The organism is Pseudomonas fluorescens, from assembly GCF_902497875.1.
Taxonomy (GTDB): Bacteria; Pseudomonadota; Gammaproteobacteria; order Pseudomonadales; family Pseudomonadaceae; genus Aquipseudomonas; species Aquipseudomonas fluorescens_BR.
The window spans coordinates 159,218-176,258 of record NZ_CABVHY010000006.1; the positions used below are offsets into that span (position 1 = coordinate 159,218).

Consider the following 17,041-nt stretch of genomic DNA (forward strand, 5'->3'; position numbering starts at 1 on the left):
GAGCCAATTACATGGCACGTTTCTTCCGTCGTCGTAAATTCTGCCGCTTCACCGCTGAAGACGTGAAAGAGATCGATTACAAAGATCTCAACACCCTGAAAGCATATGTATCCGAGACCGGCAAAATCGTTCCAAGCCGTATCACCGGTACCAAAGCTCGTTATCAGCGTCAGCTGGCCACCGCTATCAAGCGCGCCCGCTTCCTGGCCCTGCTGGCCTACACCGACAGCCACGGCCGCTGAGACCGGGCAGTCGACACGTAGTAAGGGATTGAATGCATGCGCGCCTTAGCTGAGTTCATCATGCGTGGTCGTATGCAGGCCACTCTGGTAGTGGCTGGATGTGCCGCATTGCCGATGTTGTATTGGTTGGGTGCTGCCGCGGGAAGCTTCGTGCTCCTTCGGCGCGGATTGAAGGATGCCCTTGGCGTCCTTGCTCTGGGAATGCTGCCGGCGTTGATCTGGTGGCTTTATTCCGACGACCCGCGCGCACTTATGGTGTTGCTCGGGTCATCGGGCCTTGCGTTGGTTTTGCGCGCAAGTGAATCCTGGAACCGCGTGCTGCTGGTCAGCATAGCGATGGGGTTGGTGTTTTCAGTGGTGCTGGGTGCGGTTTACCGCCCTCAGATCGAAAGCCTGGCGCAGGAGTTGGTAAAAATCCTGCCGCTGGCGCTCGGTGATCTCTACCAGCAGTTTTCGGTAGAAGAACGAGCGCGTCTGGCTTCACTGATTGCACCCATCCTGACCGGACTGATAGCGGCTTTGCTGCAGATCGTCAGTGTGCTGAGCCTGATTGTCGGGCGCTACTGGCAGGCGTTGTTGTACAACCCGGGTGGTTTTGGTCGCGAGTTTCGCGCCATCCGAATCCCGCTGGGGCCGGCGATGTTGCTGCTGGCGTGCATGCTTCTGGGGCCGAATTTCGGTTCGCAGATGGCCATGTTGACGCCGTTGTGCAGCGTACCGCTGGTGTTCGCCGGGCTGGCCCTGATTCACGGGCTGGTGGCTGAAAAGCGACTGGCCAGGTTCTGGCTGGTGGGGTTGTACGTCACGCTGTTGCTGTTTATGCAGCTGCTCTATCCGTTACTCGTGGTGTTGGCCATTGTCGACAGCCTGATTGATTTTCGCGGTCGTTCTGCGCCGAAAGACGCCGATAACGCGAACGGTGAAGGTTAAAAGTTAAGAGGATTTTCACATGCAACTGATCCTTCTGGAAAAAGTCACCAACCTGGGCAACCTGGGTGACAAAGTGAACGTTAAGGCTGGTTACGGTCGTAACTACCTGCTGCCTTACGGCAAAGCTACCGCTGCGACCGCTGCCAACCTGGCTGCGTTCGAAGAGCGTCGCGCTGAGCTGGAAAAAGCTGCAGCAGACCGTAAAACTTCGGCTGAAAGCCGCGCTGCCCAACTGGCTGAGCTGGAAGTGACTATCACTGCCACCGCCGGTGACGAAGGCAAGCTGTTCGGTTCGATCGGCACCCACGACATCGCTGATGCACTGACCGCCTCTGGCGTTGAAGTTGCAAAAAGCGAAGTTCGTCTGCCGAACGGCACTATCCGCAACGTAGGCGAATTCGACGTAGCCGTGCACCTGCACGCCGAAGTTGAAGCCACCGTACGCGTTGTCGTGGTAGCAGCTTAAGCAGCACTTGTCGGCTGGCACCCTTGGGTGCTTGCCGGTAACATCGGGCACGATCCTGTTTACAGGTCGTGCCCTTTGTCTTTCTGCTGATCCTGTTTTTTTAGACCCTAATTCCAAGTGGCCATGAACGATATCTCCGCTCCTGAGCAATACGATCTGCAAACCGCTGCCCTGAAGGTGCCGCCGCACTCCATCGAGGCCGAACAGGCCGTGCTCGGTGGTCTGATGCTGGACAACAACGCCTGGGAGCGAGTGCTCGATCAAGTCTCGGACGGAGATTTCTATCGACATGACCACCGCCTGATCTTCCGCGCGATCGCCAAGCTGGCCGATCAGAACTCGCCGATCGACGTCGTGACCCTTGCCGAGCAGTTGGACAAGGAAGGTCAGACCTCGCAAGTCGGCGGCCTCGGTTACCTGGGCGAACTGGCGAAAAACACCCCGTCGGTCGCCAACATCAAGGCTTATGCGCAGATTGTTCGCGAGCGAGCGACGTTGCGCCAACTGATTGGCATCAGCACCGAAATCGCCGACAGCGCCTTCAATCCGGAAGGTCGCTCCGCCGCCGAGATCCTCGATGAAGCCGAACGGCAGATCTTCCAGATCGCCGAAGCACGGCCGAAAACCGGTGGTCCGGTCAGCGTCAACGACCTGTTGACCAAGGCCATCGACCGTATCGACACGCTGTTCAACACCGACAACGCCATCACTGGCCTGTCCACCGGTTACACCGACCTCGACGGGATGACCAGCGGCCTGCAGCCATCGGACTTGATCATCGTCGCCGGCCGTCCGTCCATGGGTAAGACTACTTTCGCCATGAACCTGGTGGAGAACGCCGTATTGCGCAGCGAGAAGGCCGTATTGGTCTACTCGCTGGAGATGCCAGGCGAATCGCTGATCATGCGTATGCTGTCGTCCCTGGGGCGGATTGACCAGACCAAGGTCCGGGCCGGTCGCCTTGAAGACGATGACTGGCCACGCCTGACCTCGGCGGTCAACCTGCTCAACGATCGCAAGCTGTTCATCGATGACACCGCCGGCATCAGCCCGTCGGAGATGCGTGCGCGGACTCGTCGACTGGTGCGCGAGCATGGCGAGGTGGGCCTGATCATGATCGACTACCTGCAATTGATGCAGATTCCAGGCTCCGGCGGCGATAACCGGACCAACGAAATTTCCGAGATTTCCCGCTCGTTGAAAGCCCTGGCCAAGGAATTCAACTGCCCGGTGGTTGCACTTTCGCAGCTCAACCGATCCCTGGAGCAACGCCCGAACAAGCGCCCGATCAACTCCGACTTGCGGGAATCCGGAGCGATCGAGCAGGATGCCGACGTCATCATGTTCGTGTACCGGGACGAGGTGTATCACCCGGAAACCGAGCACAAAGGCATTGCCGAGATCATCATCGGCAAGCAGCGGAACGGCCCGATCGGCACCACTCGCCTGGCGTTTATCGGTAAGTACACTCGCTTCGAAAACCTGGCGCCGGGCAGTTACAATTTCGACGACGAATAAGCCTGTGGCGAGGGGGCTTGCCCCCGCTGGGGCGCGCAGCGGCCCTGAAAGCAGCTGATGCGTCCATCCAGGTGTACTCAAGTAACCGTTTTGCGACTGCTTCGCAGTCGAACGGGGGCAAGCCCCCTCGCCACAGCAGTCGCCACCTATTTCCGACCATAGCCGTCGGAATTGGTCAAAATTTGTGCTATATTCCGCGACCGCGATTTTCCATCCTTTTACACCAACACCGGTCATCGACATGCAAGCAGCCAAGCCGTTATTTGACTATCCCAAGTACTGGGCCGAATGTTTCGGGCCAGCGCCATTCCTGCCGATGAGCAGGGAGGAGATGGATCAGCTTGGCTGGGATTCCTGCGACATCATCATCGTCACCGGTGATGCCTACGTCGACCATCCGTCGTTCGGCATGGCGATCATCGGCCGTCTGCTGGAGGCCCAGGGCTTTCGTGTCGGCATCATTGCGCAGCCGAACTGGCAGTCCAAAGACGACTTCATGAAGCTTGGCGAGCCGAACCTGTTCTTCGGTGTTGCGGCCGGCAACATGGACTCGATGATCAACCGCTACACCGCCGACAAGAAAATCCGTTCCGATGACGCCTACACCCCCGGTGGCATGGCTGGCAAGCGTCCGGATCGCGCAAGCCTGGTCTACAGCCAGCGCTGCAAGGAAGCCTACAAGAACGTGCCGATCGTACTCGGTGGCATCGAGGCTTCGCTGCGCCGTATTGCCCACTACGATTACTGGCAGGACCGGGTTCGCAACTCGATCCTGATCGACGCCTGCGCCGACATCCTGCTCTACGGCAACGCCGAGCGCGCGATCGTCGAAGTCGCCCAGCGTCTGTCCTACGGTCACAAGATCGAAGACATTACCGATGTTCGCGGCACCGCGTTCATTCGTCGTGACACGCCCAAAGACTGGTACGAGATCGACTCCACGCGCATCGACCGTCCGGGCAAGATCGACAAGATCATCAACCCGTACGTCAACACGCAAGACACCCAGGCCTGCGCCATCGAGCAGGAGAAGGGGCCGGTCGAAGATCCGGAAGAAGCCAAGGTCGTGCAGATCCTGGCGAGCCCGCGGATGACCCGCGACAAAACCGTGATCCGTCTGCCATCGGTAGAAAAGGTTCGCGCCGACTCGGTGCTCTATGCTCACGCCAACCGCGTGCTGCACTTGGAAACCAACCCGGGCAACGCCCGCGCATTGGTTCAGAAGCATGGCGACGTGGATGTCTGGTTTACTCCGCCTCCGATTCCGATGACCACCGAAGAAATGGACTACGTGTTCGGCATGCCCTATGCGCGTGTCCCGCACCCGGCGTACGGCAAGGAGAAGATTCCGGCCTACGACATGATCCGTTTCTCGGTGAACATCATGCGCGGCTGCTTCGGTGGCTGTACCTTCTGCTCGATCACCGAGCACGAAGGGCGGATCATCCAGAACCGCTCCGAAGAATCGATCATTCGCGAAATCGAAGAGATTCGTGACAAGGTCCCAGGCTTTACCGGCGTTATTTCCGACCTCGGCGGCCCGACGGCGAACATGTACCGCATCGCCTGCAAGACCCCGGAAATCGAATCCGCATGCCGCAAGCCTTCGTGCGTGTTCCCCGGCATCTGCCCGAACCTGAACACCGACCACTCGTCGCTGATCCAGCTCTATCGCAGTGCCCGTGCGCTCCCGGGTGTGAAGAAGATCCTGATTGCCTCCGGCCTGCGCTATGACCTCGCGGTCGAGTCGCCGGAGTACGTCAAAGAGTTGGTGACCCATCACGTTGGTGGTTATCTGAAGATCGCCCCGGAACACACCGAGGAAGGTCCGCTCAATCAGATGATGAAGCCGGGCATCGGCAGCTATGACAAGTTCAAGCGGATGTTCGAGAAGTACACCAAGGAAGCCGGCAAAGAGCAGTACCTGATTCCGTACTTCATCGCCGCTCACCCCGGCACCACCGACGAAGACATGATGAACCTGGCTCTGTGGCTCAAGGGCAACGGTTTCCGTGCCGACCAGGTGCAGGCGTTCTACCCGTCGCCGATGGCCACCGCCACCGCCATGTACCACTCGGGCAAGAACCCGCTGCGCAAGGTCACCTACAAGAGCGATGCGGTGACCATCGTCAAGAGCGAGGAGCAGCGTCGTCTGCACAAGGCCTTCTTGCGCTACCACGACCCGAAAGGCTGGCCGATGCTGCGTGAAGCATTGACCCGCATGGGCCGCGCCGACCTGATCGGGCCGGGCAAGAACCAGTTGATTCCGCTGCATCAGCCGGCGACCGACAGCTACCAGAGCGCCCGTCGCAAAAACTCGACGCCAGCCGGCAGTCATAAAGTGGCCCAGGAAAAGACCACCAAAATCCTGACCCAGCACACCGGCCTGCCACCGCGTGCCAGTGATGGCGGCAACCCGTGGGACAAGCGTGAGCAAGCAAAAGCGGCAGCCTTCGCTCGTAACAAGCAGGCAGCCAAGGAGCGTATGGACGCGGCCAAGGGCAAAGGCAAGAAGCCTGATCGCAAGCCGGTGGTTCCGCGTTAAGCGCCACCTGTTCTGAACAGAACGCCAGCCTTCGGGTTGGCGTTTTGCGTTTTTGCCTAAGATCAAAAGATCGCAGCCTGCGGCAGCTCCTACAAGGAAACGCGTATTCCGGTGTAGGAGCTGCCGAAGGTTCGGGCCGTGTTCGGACGATCTTTTCAGGGGCTCGCCACATTTGCGTGCAACTCTTCCCAAGCAAAATCCTGCATCGCCCGATTTTGGTGCTGTGCTGCCTCAAGCAACCGAAGAAAGCGCCTGACTTGCCTGAATGGCATAAGTCTTGCGCCGCTTTCGAAACGCCCAGGCTCGCAGGAGGCACGCCGTGTCGATTCATGTCGCATTGCACCATGTCACGCATTACCGCTACGACCGTGCGGTCGAACTCGGTCCGCAGATCGTCCGCCTGCGTCCGGCGGCCCACAGTCGCACCCGGATTCTTTCCTATGCGCTGAAGGTTTTACCCGAGCAGCATTTCATCAACTGGCAGCAGGACCCCCAGGGCAACTACCTGGCGCGTTTGGTGTTCCCGGAGAAAACCGATGAGCTGCGGATCGAAGTCGATCTGCTGGCCGAGATGGCGGTCTTCAATCCCTTCGACTTCTTCCTTGAGCCCTACGCGGAAAAGATCCCTTTCGTCTACGCCGCGGATGAGCGCAAGGAGCTGGCGCCGTACCTGGAAACCTTGCCCCTGACGCCGAAATTCAAGGCCTATCTGGAGGGCATCGACCGCACACCGTTGCCCAGCGTAGATTTCCTCGTCGCACTCAATCAGCGCCTGAGTGAAGACATTGGTTACCTGATTCGCATGGAACCGGGCGTGCAGACGCCCGAACACACCCTCGAACATGCCTCCGGCTCCTGCCGTGACTCCGCGTGGTTGCTGGTGCAACTGCTGCGCAACCTTGGGCTGGCTGCTCGTTTTGTATCCGGCTACCTGATCCAGCTGACCGCCGACGTCAAAAGCCTCGACGGCCCCTCGGGCACTGAAGTGGACTTCACCGACCTGCACGCCTGGTGCGAGGTCTATTTGCCAGGTGCTGGCTGGATCGGCCTGGATGCGACTTCAGGGCTGTTTGCCGGTGAAGGACACATTCCGTTGGCGTGCAGTCCCGATCCGTCCTCTGCGGCACCGATCAGTGGCTTGGTAGAGCCGTGCGAGTGCGAACTCACCCACGAAATGTCCGTGGAGCGGATTTGGGAAGCGCCGCGAGTCACAAAGCCCTACACCGAAGACCAGTGGCTGGCGATTCAGGCACTGGGTTGGCAAATTGATGCCGACCTGCTGGAAGGCGACGTGCGCCTGACCATGGGCGGCGAGCCAACCTTCGTCTCCATCGACGACCCGGACGGCGCCGAGTGGAACACCGCAGCGCTCGGACCGGACAAACGCCGGCTGTCCGCCGAGCTGTTCCAGCGCATGCGCACGCACTACGCCCCCAAAGGTTTGGTGCATTTCGGTCAGGGCAAGTGGTACCCCGGCGAACCATTGCCGCGCTGGTCGCTGAACGGCTACTGGCGCCGAGACGGTGTGCCGATCTGGCACAACAGCGCGCTGATTGCTGATGAGCAGCAAGACTACGGTGCCAATGGTGAGCTGGCTGGGCGTTTTCTGGCGAGTGTCGCCGAACGCCTGAAAATTCCGACACGGTTTGTGTTCCCAGCCTACGAAGACAATTTCTATTACCTCTGGCGCGAAGGCGCTTTGCCGCAAAACGTCAGTGCCGAAGATTCACGTCTTGAAGAACCGCTGGAGCGTGCACGCCTGCGCAAAGTCTTCAGCCAGGGCCTGGACAAGGTTATTGGTCAGGTTCTGCCGCTGGCGCGCACCGCCAAGGGCGATCAATGGCAGAGCGGCCGCTGGTACCTGCGCGACGAGCACTGCCGACTGGTGCCGGGGGATTCGCCGCTGGGTTATCGCTTGCCGCTCGGTTCGCAGCCTTGGGTGAAAGCGGCGCAGTACCCATTCATTCATCCTGTGGACCCGAATCAGGATTTCCCTGCACTGCCCGACACCGCACAACTTCAGAGCCAAGGCACCGCTGCCGTTGCTGAGGAGCGCGTACCGAAGATCGACGAATCCGCCGACTGGCTGACCCGCACGGCGTTCTGCGCCGAAGCACGAGAAGGGCGGTTGTACCTGTTCATGCCGCCGCTGGAGCGGGTCGAGGATTACCTGGAACTGGTCGCTGCCATCGAAGCCACTGCCGAGGAGCTGCATTGCCCGGTATTGCTGGAAGGCTATGAGCCGCCGAGCGATCCGCGCCTGAGCAATTTCCGTATCACTCCGGACCCGGGTGTGATCGAGGTCAATGTGCAGCCGTCCGCCAGCTGGGACGAACTGGTGGAGCGCACCGAATTTCTCTACGAGGAGGCGCGGCAGACGCGCCTGACCACCGAGAAATTCATGATCGACGGCCGCCACACCGGCACCGGTGGCGGAAACCATTTCGTATTGGGTGGTGCAACACCGGCCGACTCGCCGTTTCTGCGTCGCCCGGACTTGTTGCGCAGCCTGATCAGCTACTGGCACAACCACCCATCGCTGTCTTACCTGTTCTGCGGATTGTTCATCGGGCCGACCTCCCAGGCGCCGCGGGTGGACGAAGCGCGCAACGACGCCTTGTATGAGCTGGAGATCGCCTTCGCGCAGATGCCCGCGCCTGGCGAAGAATGCCCTCCATGGCTGGTGGACCGGCTGCTGCGCAACCTGCTGATCGACGTCACTGGCAACACTCACCGCGCCGAGTTCTGCATCGACAAACTGTATTCACCGGATGGCGCGACCGGTCGCCTTGGGCTGCTGGAACTTCGCGCGTTCGAAATGCCGCCCCATGCGCGCATGAGCCTGACCCAGCAACTGCTGTTGCGAGCGCTGGTGGCACGGTTCTGGCGTGAGCCCTATGCGCCGGCCAAGCTGGCGCGTTGGGGCACCGAACTGCATGACCGCTTCCTGCTGCCGCACTTTATCGAACAGGACTTTGCCGACGTGATCGTCGACCTGAACGCCGCAGGCTATGCCGTGCGCGCTGAATGGTTCGCCGCGCATCTGGAGTTCCGCTTTCCGAAGGTTGGAGATTACGCCGTCAGTGGCATCGAACTGGAACTGCGTCAGGCCCTCGAACCCTGGCATGTCCTGGGTGAAGAGGGCACGGCCGGAGGCACGGTGCGCTATGTCGACTCTTCTCTGGAGCGCTTGCAAGTCAAACTGACCGGCCTGCCACCGCAACGCTATGTGCTGACCTGCAATGGCATCCCGGTGCCGCTGCAACCGACCGGGCGAGTCGGTGAGTTTGTCGCTGGCGTGCGGTTTCGCGCCTGGCAACCGGCCAACTGCCTGCAACCGACCATCCCGGTGCATGCGCCATTGGTGTTCGACCTGCTCGATACCTGGATGCAGCGCTCGCTGGGTGGTTGTCAGTACCATGTCGCCCATCCGGGTGGGCGCAACTATGACAGCTTGCCAGTGAACGCCAACGAAGCCGAGAGCCGGCGCATGGCGCGTTTCTTCCGCCTCGGTCACAGTCCCGGGGCTTTGCCGGTGCCGACCTTGACGATCAACGACGAGCTGCCGATGACCCTCGATTTGCGACGTTTCTAAATCAGACACGACGCTCGGATTTTTCGCATATCCGGGCGTCATCCGTCTGCGCTAATCTGCCTTTTCCTTGCAGTCTGCCGAGCTCTCCATGCCTGATCTGCTTGACCGCTACCCGCTGACAGCGGGCACTTATCACGAATTGCTCGACGACAGCGGCGTGGTACGCCCGCATTGGCGTCGGTTGTTCGAGCAATTGCAACGCAGCACTGCGGCGCAACTGGTTCAGCGTCAGGCGCTGCTGACCCGGCAGATTCAGGAAAACGGCGTGACCTACAACGTCTACGCCGACCCCAAGGGTGCCGATCGTCCATGGGAGCTGGATGTGCTGCCCCATGTCATTGCCGCCGATGAGTGGCCGCAGCTGGCCGCCGGCATTGCCCAGCGCGCACGCTTGCTCAATGCGCTATTGGCGGATCTGTACGGCCCACAGCGCTTGATCGCTGAAGGGTTGTTGCCGGCCGAACTGGTGTTCGGTCACAACAACTTCCTCTGGCCCTGTCAGGGCATTGCGCCGCCTGACGGCACCTTCCTGCATCTGTACGCCGTCGACCTGGCGCGCACCCCCGATGGGCGCTGGTGGGTAACCGCTGACCGGACTCAGGCACCGTCCGGTGCCGGGTATGCGCTGGAAAACCGCACCATCGTTTCGCGCGCCTTTCCCGAGCTGTACCGCGATCTGAAAGTGCAGCACCTGGCCGGGTTCTTCCGCACCCTGCAGGAAACCCTGGCCCGCCAGGCGCCGAGCGATGATGAGGCGCCGTTGGTGGTGCTGCTGACGCCAGGGCGTTTCAACGAGAGTTACTTCGAGCATCTGTATCTGGCGCGTCAACTCGGCTATCCGTTGGTCGAAGGCGGTGATCTGACCGTGCGCGACGCCACGGTCTACCTGAAGACCCTGAGCGGTCTGCGTCGGGTACACGCCATCATGCGTCGGCTCGACGATGATTTCTGCGACCCGCTGGAACTGCGCACCGACTCGGCGCTGGGTGTGCCGGGTCTGCTCGAAGCTGTCCGTCAGGGCCGGGTGCTGGTGGCCAATGCCCTGGGCAGCGGCGTGCTGGAGTCGCCGGGGTTGCTGGGGTTTCTGCCACGGATCAATCAATTCCTGTTTGGTGAAGAGCTGCTCCTGCCGTCCATCGCCACCTGGTGGTGCGGTGAAGCGCCGGTGTTGGCCCAGGCGCTGGAGAAGCTGCCGGAGCTACTGATCAAGCCGGCCTTCCCCTCACAAAGTTTTGCCCCGGTGTTCGGTCGCGACCTGAATGACCAACAACGTCAGGCCCTGGCCGAGCGCATGCAGGCCAGGCCCTATGCCTACGTCGCGCAGGAGTTGGCGCAGTTGTCCCAGGCGCCGATCTGGCAGGCCGAAGATGGCCAGTTGCAGCCGCGAGCGATCGGCATGCGGGTCTTTGCGGCGGCCAGTGCCCAAGGCTATCGGGTGCTGCCCGGTGGCTTGACCCGGGTCGCGGCCGAGGCTGACGCCGAGGTGGTATCGATGCAGCGCGGCGGCGCGAGCAAGGACACCTGGGTGCTGGGTGAGCGCGCGCCGAGTGGCGAGCAATGGAAGGCCCAGCGGACCATTGGCGTGCAGGACCTGGTACGGCGCGATCCGTACCTGCCTTCACGGGTGGTGGAAAACCTGTTCTGGTTCGGCCGTTATTGCGAGCGCTGCGACGACAGCGCCCGGCTACTGCGGATCATGCTGGCACAGTATGTCGACGGAGATGACCCGCAGGCGCTGCAGGCCGCGGTCGATCTCGGTGAGAGCCTGATGCTGCTGCCGGAAGAGGGCGACTTGCCTGATCGGCTGCTGGCGGCGTTGCTCGGTGACGACTGGCCATTCAGCCTGCGCTCCAACCTGCAGCGCTTGCAGTGGGCGGCCTCCCAGGTGCGCGGCAAACTCTCGCGGGAGAACTGGCAGGCGTTGGTGGAGCTGCAACGCGAAGCCCTGGAGCTGGAATCCGAACAGCCGGACTTTGGTGAGCTGCTGGATTTTCTCAACCGCTTGGTCATGTCGCTGGCGGCGTTGTCCGGGTTTGCCCTGGACGACATGACCCGTGACGAAGGTTGGCGCTTCTTGATGATCGGTCGGCGACTCGAGCGGCTGCAGTTTCTCAGCAGCAGCCTGGCGGCGTTCCTGCGCGGTGCGGCGGCGTTCGATCAGGCCGGATTGGAATGGTTGCTGGAACTGGGTAACAGCAGCATCACCTACCGCTCGCGCTATCTGGCGGTGGCGCAGCTGATTCCAGTGCTCGACCTGTTGCTGCTCGATGAGCAGAACCCCCACGCAGTGCTGTTCCAGTTGAAACTGGTGACCCGTACCCTCAAGCGCTTGAACGATGATTTTGGCATACCCCACGAAGTCGGGATGCCCAGGTTGGTAGATCGCCTGGCGTGCTTCGATCTTCGATGCCTGGAGAATCCGCTGTTTGGCGAGGCCAGTGTGCGCGCCGCCCTTGATGGCCTGGCGGACCTGTTGCAGGAAGTCGCCGAAGCCAGCGGGCAAGTGTCCGATCGGCTGGCACTGCGGCATTTCGCTCACGTCGATGATGTCAGCCAACAAACGGTGTCCGTCTGATGAGCGCCCATTACCAGATTCTCCACGACACCCACTATCACTACGACAGCCCGGTGTCGCTGGCCCAGCAGCTTGCGCACCTGTGGCCACGGTCTTGTGCCTGGCAGCGCTGCACTGAACAGCAACTGCTGATCAGCCCGGAGCCGACTTCGCGCCGCGATGAGCTGGATGTATTCGGTAACCCGCTGACTCGCCTGGCCTTCGAACGGCCTCACGATGAGCTGCGGGTCAATGCCCGGCTCAGGGTCGAGGTGCTGGCCAGGCCCGCGCTGGACTTCAACCACTCGCTGGCTTGGGACCTGACCCGCAGTGCGCTGACTTACAGCGGCCAGCCGGTTGCCTCGGCGTTGCTGGAAGCCTGTCGCTATCGCTTCGAATCGCCTTACGTGCATTTGAAGAGCAGCTTCGTCGAGTTTTCCGAAAGCTGCTTCCCCCCTGGCAGGCCGTTGATGCTGGGGGTTCAGGCATTGATGGAAAAAATCTTCAGGGAGTTCACCTTCGATGCCGAGGCGACCCAGGTCGCCACGCCACTGGTGGAAGTGCTGGAGCGTCGACGTGGAGTCTGTCAGGACTTTGCCCATCTGATGCTCGCCTGCCTGCGCTCCCGTGGGCTGGCGGCGCGTTATGTCAGCGGCTACCTGTTGACCCAGCCACCGCCGGGCCAGCCGCGGTTGATCGGGGCTGACGCATCTCACGCTTGGGTTTCAGTGTTTTGTCCGGTGCTGGGCTGGGTCGACTTCGACCCGACCAACAACGTGCAGCCGGCGCTGGAGCACATCACTCTGGCCTGGGGTCGGGATTTTTCCGATGTTTCGCCGTTGCGTGGGGTGATTCTCGGGGGAGGGAGTCATGATCCCGAAGTGCGGGTAACGGTGATGCCGTTGGAAGAACACGATTTATGAGTGAATGCACTCCCCTGTGGCGAGGGGGCTTGTCGGAACGCCGCACCGCCCCGCTGGGGCGCGAAGCGGTCCTAAAACCTGCAATCGCATTTTATCAGGCACAGCGAATTCACCGGCTTTGCGGCTGCTGCGCAGCCGAACGGGGGCAAGCCCCCTCGCCACAAGGTTCGCGACCAATCAATGCTGGGTGGTTTTCTGCTTCGGGGATTTGTGCAATTGGAGTGTGGCGCTGTGAGGGTCAGCAGCGTAACTGCTGACCCTGGACACAGATCCGATGGGCCTGATCAGATCATCCGGCCCGGAGGGTCTCAGGCGTCAGGCGCCTGATCTTTCGGTGCTTCAACATCATCGGCAACCACTTCACCCTCTGCATCCGGGTTCAGTGCGGCGGCTTCTTCTTCAGCTGTAGCTTTCTTGCGTTGAAGCTTTTCCTCTTTCTTCTGCTCTTTAGCCAAGTCTCTCTGACGTTTGGCGAACGAGTAATTAGGTTTAGCCATGGGCGATCCTCTGGGGTCGAAGGTGAGGTTGAGCGGCGCGTATTCTGCCTTAAACAGGGCTCAAGGGTTAGCTGGGTTTTTGCCCGGCCCATTTTGGCGGTACCGAGGGTTTCCAGGCATCCAGCGCATCGAGCAATAGTTGCGGCGATTCGCTCACTTGCAGCATGGCACGGTGATGGTCGCGAACGAAGCCTTCACCGACGACATGATCAAGAAAACCGGTGAGTTTCTGGTAAAAGCCATTCACTTCCAACAGACCCAGCGGTTTGCCGTGGTAGCCGAGCTGGCCCCAGGTCCAGACTTCGAACAGTTCTTCCAGAGTGCCCAAGCCGCCAGGCAGGGCGATAAAGGCGTCGCTCAGCTCAGCCATGCGGGCCTTGCGCGCATGCATGCCGTCGACCACTTCCAGGCGGGTCAGGCCTTCGTGGCCGATCTCCGAGCTTTTCAGGCTTTGCGGGATGATCCCGATCACTTCACCGCCCGCCGCCAGCGCGGCATCGGCGACGATCCCCATCAAGCCGACCGCACCGCCGCCATAGACCAGGGTCAGCTTGCGCCTGGCCAGTTCCTGTCCCAAGGCAATCGCCGCTTCACGGTACGCCGGATGGGTGCCAGTACTGGCACCACAAAATACACAAACAGACGCTAAAGACATGCCTTACTCCGTGGTCAGTAATGTCCCCAGAGTAATGGCTGATGGATAGCTCTCCAAGGATTAAACCTCGCGCCGGGCCTTTTCATAGGTGCCGCTGGCACCGCAGGCGTAGGCGGCAAGCAAACTGCGAAACAAGCTATTAAGGTGCATGGCAGACACTCCAGATGAGGATGACGAGCTGAGCATAGGGCGTCATGAAACCGCTGGCTGGTTGATTATTTCGATCGGCGTCATAGCCTGAAAGTTGTATACAACTTGTTGCTCCAGGTCATAGGAACTTGTACCGATTTCAGGCAGTCTTCCCTTTTGTTAACCCTGCCTTGGAGATTCACCATGTTTGCCAAACTCGTTGCGGTTTCTCTGCTGACATTGGCCAGCAGCCAATTGATGGCTGCCGAGTGCAAAGTCGATGTCGATTCCACCGATCAGATGTCCTTCAGCACCAAGGAAATCACCATCGACAAGAGCTGCAAGACCTTCACCGTCAACCTGTCTCACTCAGGCAAGCAGCCGAAAAACGCCATGGGCCATAACTGGGTACTGAGCAAAAGCGCAGACATGGCCGGCGTCGCCACCGATGGCATGGCGGCGGGAATTGACAAGAACTACCTGAAAGAAGGCGACAGCCGCATCATCGCCCACACCAAAATCATTGGCGGTGGCGAGAAAGACTCGGTGACCTTTGACGTCTCGAAACTGACCGCAGGCGAAAGCTACGAGTTCTTCTGCTCGTTCCCGGGCCACAACTCGATGATGAAAGGAACTGTTGTTCTGAAGTAAGCAGGCTCACCGCGTTATCGTTCATCGCGAGCAAGCTCGCTCCTACATTTGATCTGCGCCAAGCACACTATCGTGGGCTGGCGCAGATTCAGTGTGGGAGCGAGCTTGCTCGCGATAGCGGCCTTAGCATCGACAAATGTTTCAGCCAAAGAAAAGCCCACCGAGGATCAACCCTCAGTGGGCTTTTTGCTGTTCCGCCGCCGCTTACGGCGCGAACGGCATCACGCGCTTGTGATGGGTTTTCCTGTAGGTGTCGCAGATGATCTTGAACGCTTCTTCACGCACCGGTTGGCCGTGCAGGAACGCATCGATCTCGGCATAGGTCACGCCGTGGGAGGCTTCATCCGGTTTGCCCGGAGACAGATCTTCAAGGTCGGCAGTCGGGATTTTTTCCACCAGCGACTCCGGCGCCCCGAAATGCCGCGCGATAGCCCGGACCTGATTCTTCACCAGCCCGCTCAGTGGCGCTAGATCGCAGGCGCCGTCGCCGAACTTGGTGAAGAAGCCCATCACCGCTTCCGCCGCGTGGTCAGTGCCGATCACCAAGCCCTGAGCAGCGCCGGCGATGGTGTACTGCGCAACCATACGCATCCGCGCCTTGGTGTTGCCCAGGACGAAATCCACCCAGACCGCGTGCTTGCCTTCAAAGGCTGCCACTTCATTGGCCAGTGACTTGACTGCCGGGCCGATGTTCACCGTATGGCGCTCGTCCGGGGCGATGAAGTCCACCGCTGCCTGGGCATCGGATTCATCAAACTGGGTTTCATAGGGCAGACGCACTGCGATGAATCGGTACTGCGGGTCCGCAGTTTGCTCGCGCAGTTGTTTCATTGCCCGTTGAGCCAGCAGGCCGGCGGTCAGGGAATCGACGCCACCGCTGATGCCTAGCACCAGGGTTTTGAGCCCCGAGCTCAGCAGACAGTCCTGGATAAAGGTGATCCGCCGGGCGATTTCCGCCTCAAGGGCGGCCTGGTCGATAAAGGGCGGTTGGACCTTGAGCTGTTCAGCAATCTCACGCTGTACGGCTTGCATGATTCACTCCTTGCTTGATTTGCCTGATAGGGCGGCAGGTACTTTGAAAACGTGGCGCAAATAGGCGACAAAATTCGGATCGGTGCAATGGGTCTTGCCCGGTTCATCGGAAATCTTGGCGACGGGCTCACCATCGCAGGCGGTCATTTTAAGCACGATGCTCATCGGCTCGACACCGGGAATATCGCACGTCAGGTTGGTACCGATACCAAAGCTGACATTGATCCGACCACGCAGTGCACGAAATATCTCCAGCGACCGGGGCAGTGTCAGGCTGTCGGAGAACACCAGGGTCTTGCTCATCGGCTCGATGCCCAGCTTGTGGTAGTGGGCGATGGCCTTTTCGGCCCAGAGGATCGGATCGCCGGAGTCGTGACGCAGACCGTCGAACAGCTTGGCGAAGTACAGATCGAAATCGCTGAGAAACGCATCGGTGGTGATGCAGTCGGTCAAGGCGATCCCTAGCAGGCCGCGGTACTCGCGGACCCAGCAATCGAGCGCGGCGATCTGGCTATCGACCAGCCTTGGGCCGAGTTGCTGATGGGCCATGATCCATTCGTGGGCCATGGTGCCCAGCGGCTTCATGTCCAGTTCACGAGACAGATGCACATTGCTGGTGCCGACGAATCGCCCCGGGAAATCGTGCTTGAGCACGTTGACCACTTCTTCCTGGACTCGGTACGAGAAGCGCCGACGGGTGCCGAAGTCGGCGACCTGCAGGTGCGCCAGTTCATCGGCGCTGGCGTTGGCCGTCAGCCAGTCAAACTTGCGGTACAGCTGCTCGCGGGCCTGCTCCAGGACAATTTCGCGGTAGCAATAGCGGTTGCGCACTTCGCTGACGATCGCCAGCAGCGGCACTTCGAAGAGAATGATGTGCAGCCACGGACCGCGCAGGCGGATGAACAGCTCGCCGTTTTCGATACCGGTGTGGACGTAGCGCAGATTGAAGCGGAACAAGCCGAGAAAACGCAGGAAATCCGGCTTCAGGAAGCTGATGTGTTCCAGAAAACTCAATTGATCTGCGCTCAGGCTCAATTCGGCCAGACGCTCGATCTGAAAGCGGATCTCGGCCAGATACGGCCGCAAATCCTCACTGTTACGGCAGCGGAATTCCCATTCGACTTCAACGTTGGGATAGTTGTGCAGCACCGCCTGCATCATGGTCAGCTTGTAGAAATCGGTGTCGAGCAGGTTCTGCACGATGCGATCGGCAAACACACTCTCGCTCATAACGGGAATCTCCAGGCTGGTCGCCGCTGGGCCGCGACATCTCAGCTGTTTCAATGAATGGGCTAGTGGCGCAT

At 60.3% G+C, this 17,041-nt stretch carries 13 protein-coding genes; 9 read left to right on the forward strand and 4 right to left on the reverse strand.

Features of this window, described 5'->3' with window-relative positions:
- Positions 1 to 11: 11 nt before the first annotated feature.
- From rpsR to F8N85_RS07795, 8 genes are all read left to right on the forward strand, one after another.
- On the forward strand, positions 12 to 242 hold the full coding sequence (gene rpsR, locus F8N85_RS07755; RefSeq protein ID WP_002551829.1) for a 30S ribosomal protein S18: 231 nt from the start codon (positions 12 to 14) through the stop codon (positions 240 to 242).
- A gap of 36 nt (positions 243 to 278) precedes the next feature.
- Entirely contained in the window at positions 279 to 1,172 is an 894-nt protein-coding gene (locus F8N85_RS07760) for a hypothetical protein (RefSeq protein WP_150803064.1), read from the forward strand.
- Between the two features lie 19 nt (positions 1,173 to 1,191).
- Entirely contained in the window at positions 1,192 to 1,638 is a 447-nt protein-coding gene (rplI, locus tag F8N85_RS07765) for a 50S ribosomal protein L9 (protein ID WP_003197251.1), read from the forward strand.
- Positions 1,639 to 1,761: 123 nt separating this feature from the next.
- On the forward strand, positions 1,762 to 3,156 hold the full coding sequence (gene dnaB, locus F8N85_RS07770) for a replicative DNA helicase (RefSeq protein ID WP_150640431.1): 1,395 nt from the start codon (positions 1,762 to 1,764) through the stop codon (positions 3,154 to 3,156).
- A 241-nt stretch (positions 3,157 to 3,397) separates the two neighbouring features.
- Entirely contained in the window at positions 3,398 to 5,701 is a 2,304-nt protein-coding gene (locus F8N85_RS07780) for a YgiQ family radical SAM protein (RefSeq protein WP_150803065.1), read from the forward strand.
- 319 nt (positions 5,702 to 6,020) lie between these two features.
- On the forward strand, positions 6,021 to 9,296 hold the full coding sequence (locus tag F8N85_RS07785; RefSeq protein ID WP_150803066.1) for a DUF2126 domain-containing protein: 3,276 nt from the start codon (positions 6,021 to 6,023) through the stop codon (positions 9,294 to 9,296).
- A gap of 88 nt (positions 9,297 to 9,384) precedes the next feature.
- Positions 9,385 to 11,871, forward strand: a complete 2,487-nt coding sequence (locus F8N85_RS07790; RefSeq protein ID WP_150803067.1) for a circularly permuted type 2 ATP-grasp protein — start codon at positions 9,385 to 9,387, stop codon at positions 11,869 to 11,871.
- Positions 11,871 to 12,773, forward strand: coding sequence for a transglutaminase family protein (locus tag F8N85_RS07795; RefSeq protein ID WP_150803068.1), 903 nt, complete (start codon positions 11,871 to 11,873; stop codon positions 12,771 to 12,773). Before F8N85_RS07790 ends, F8N85_RS07795 begins: the two co-directional genes overlap by 1 nt.
- Before the next feature lie 308 nt (positions 12,774 to 13,081).
- Here F8N85_RS07795 and F8N85_RS07800 read toward each other — a convergent pair whose 3' ends face one another.
- Both F8N85_RS07800 and F8N85_RS07805 read right to left on the reverse strand, forming a co-directional pair.
- The gene (locus tag F8N85_RS07800; protein WP_150640425.1) at positions 13,082 to 13,270 is read right to left on the reverse strand and encodes a hypothetical protein; all 189 of its coding nucleotides are present in this window, start codon (positions 13,268 to 13,270) and stop codon (positions 13,082 to 13,084) included.
- Positions 13,271 to 13,337: 67 nt separating this feature from the next.
- Positions 13,338 to 13,925 carry a TIGR00730 family Rossman fold protein gene (locus tag F8N85_RS07805; RefSeq protein WP_150803069.1) on the reverse strand — a complete coding sequence of 196 codons (588 nt, stop codon included), beginning with the start codon at positions 13,923 to 13,925 and terminating at the stop codon, positions 13,338 to 13,340.
- A 333-nt stretch (positions 13,926 to 14,258) separates the two neighbouring features.
- Here F8N85_RS07805 and azu point away from each other — a divergent pair, with 333 nt between their 5' ends.
- Entirely contained in the window at positions 14,259 to 14,705 is a 447-nt protein-coding gene (gene azu / locus F8N85_RS07810; protein WP_150803070.1) for an azurin, read from the forward strand.
- A 204-nt stretch (positions 14,706 to 14,909) separates the two neighbouring features.
- On the opposite strand, the gene nadE is transcribed toward azu, so the two are convergent.
- Entirely contained in the window at positions 14,910 to 15,737 is an 828-nt protein-coding gene (gene nadE, locus F8N85_RS07815) for an ammonia-dependent NAD(+) synthetase (RefSeq protein ID WP_150803071.1), read from the reverse strand.
- 3 nt (positions 15,738 to 15,740) lie between these two features.
- Entirely contained in the window at positions 15,741 to 16,967 is a 1,227-nt protein-coding gene (gene pncB / locus F8N85_RS07820) for a nicotinate phosphoribosyltransferase (RefSeq protein WP_150803072.1), read from the reverse strand.
- Between the last annotated feature and the right edge of the window lie 74 nt (positions 16,968 to 17,041).

What these genes read in the sequence shown, in the direction of transcription:
- nadE (WP_150803071.1), bottom strand. Translation starts at nt 15,737, where the DNA reads ATGCAAGCCGTACAGCGTGAGATTGCTGAACAGCTCAAGGTCCAACCG.
- dnaB (WP_150640431.1), top strand. Translation starts at nt 1,762, where the DNA reads ATGAACGATATCTCCGCTCCTGAGCAATACGATCTGCAAACCGCTGCC.
- F8N85_RS07795 (WP_150803068.1), top strand. Translation starts at nt 11,871, where the DNA reads ATGAGCGCCCATTACCAGATTCTCCACGACACCCACTATCACTACGAC.
- rplI (WP_003197251.1), top strand. Translation starts at nt 1,192, where the DNA reads ATGCAACTGATCCTTCTGGAAAAAGTCACCAACCTGGGCAACCTGGGT.
- F8N85_RS07800 (WP_150640425.1), bottom strand. Translation starts at nt 13,270, where the DNA reads ATGGCTAAACCTAATTACTCGTTCGCCAAACGTCAGAGAGACTTGGCT.
- F8N85_RS07790 (WP_150803067.1), top strand. Translation starts at nt 9,385, where the DNA reads ATGCCTGATCTGCTTGACCGCTACCCGCTGACAGCGGGCACTTATCAC.
- F8N85_RS07780 (WP_150803065.1), top strand. Translation starts at nt 3,398, where the DNA reads ATGCAAGCAGCCAAGCCGTTATTTGACTATCCCAAGTACTGGGCCGAA.
- azu (WP_150803070.1), top strand. Translation starts at nt 14,259, where the DNA reads ATGTTTGCCAAACTCGTTGCGGTTTCTCTGCTGACATTGGCCAGCAGC.
- pncB (WP_150803072.1), bottom strand. Translation starts at nt 16,967, where the DNA reads ATGAGCGAGAGTGTGTTTGCCGATCGCATCGTGCAGAACCTGCTCGAC.
- F8N85_RS07760 (WP_150803064.1), top strand. Translation starts at nt 279, where the DNA reads ATGCGCGCCTTAGCTGAGTTCATCATGCGTGGTCGTATGCAGGCCACT.
- rpsR (WP_002551829.1), top strand. Translation starts at nt 12, where the DNA reads ATGGCACGTTTCTTCCGTCGTCGTAAATTCTGCCGCTTCACCGCTGAA.
- F8N85_RS07805 (WP_150803069.1), bottom strand. Translation starts at nt 13,925, where the DNA reads ATGTCTTTAGCGTCTGTTTGTGTATTTTGTGGTGCCAGTACTGGCACC.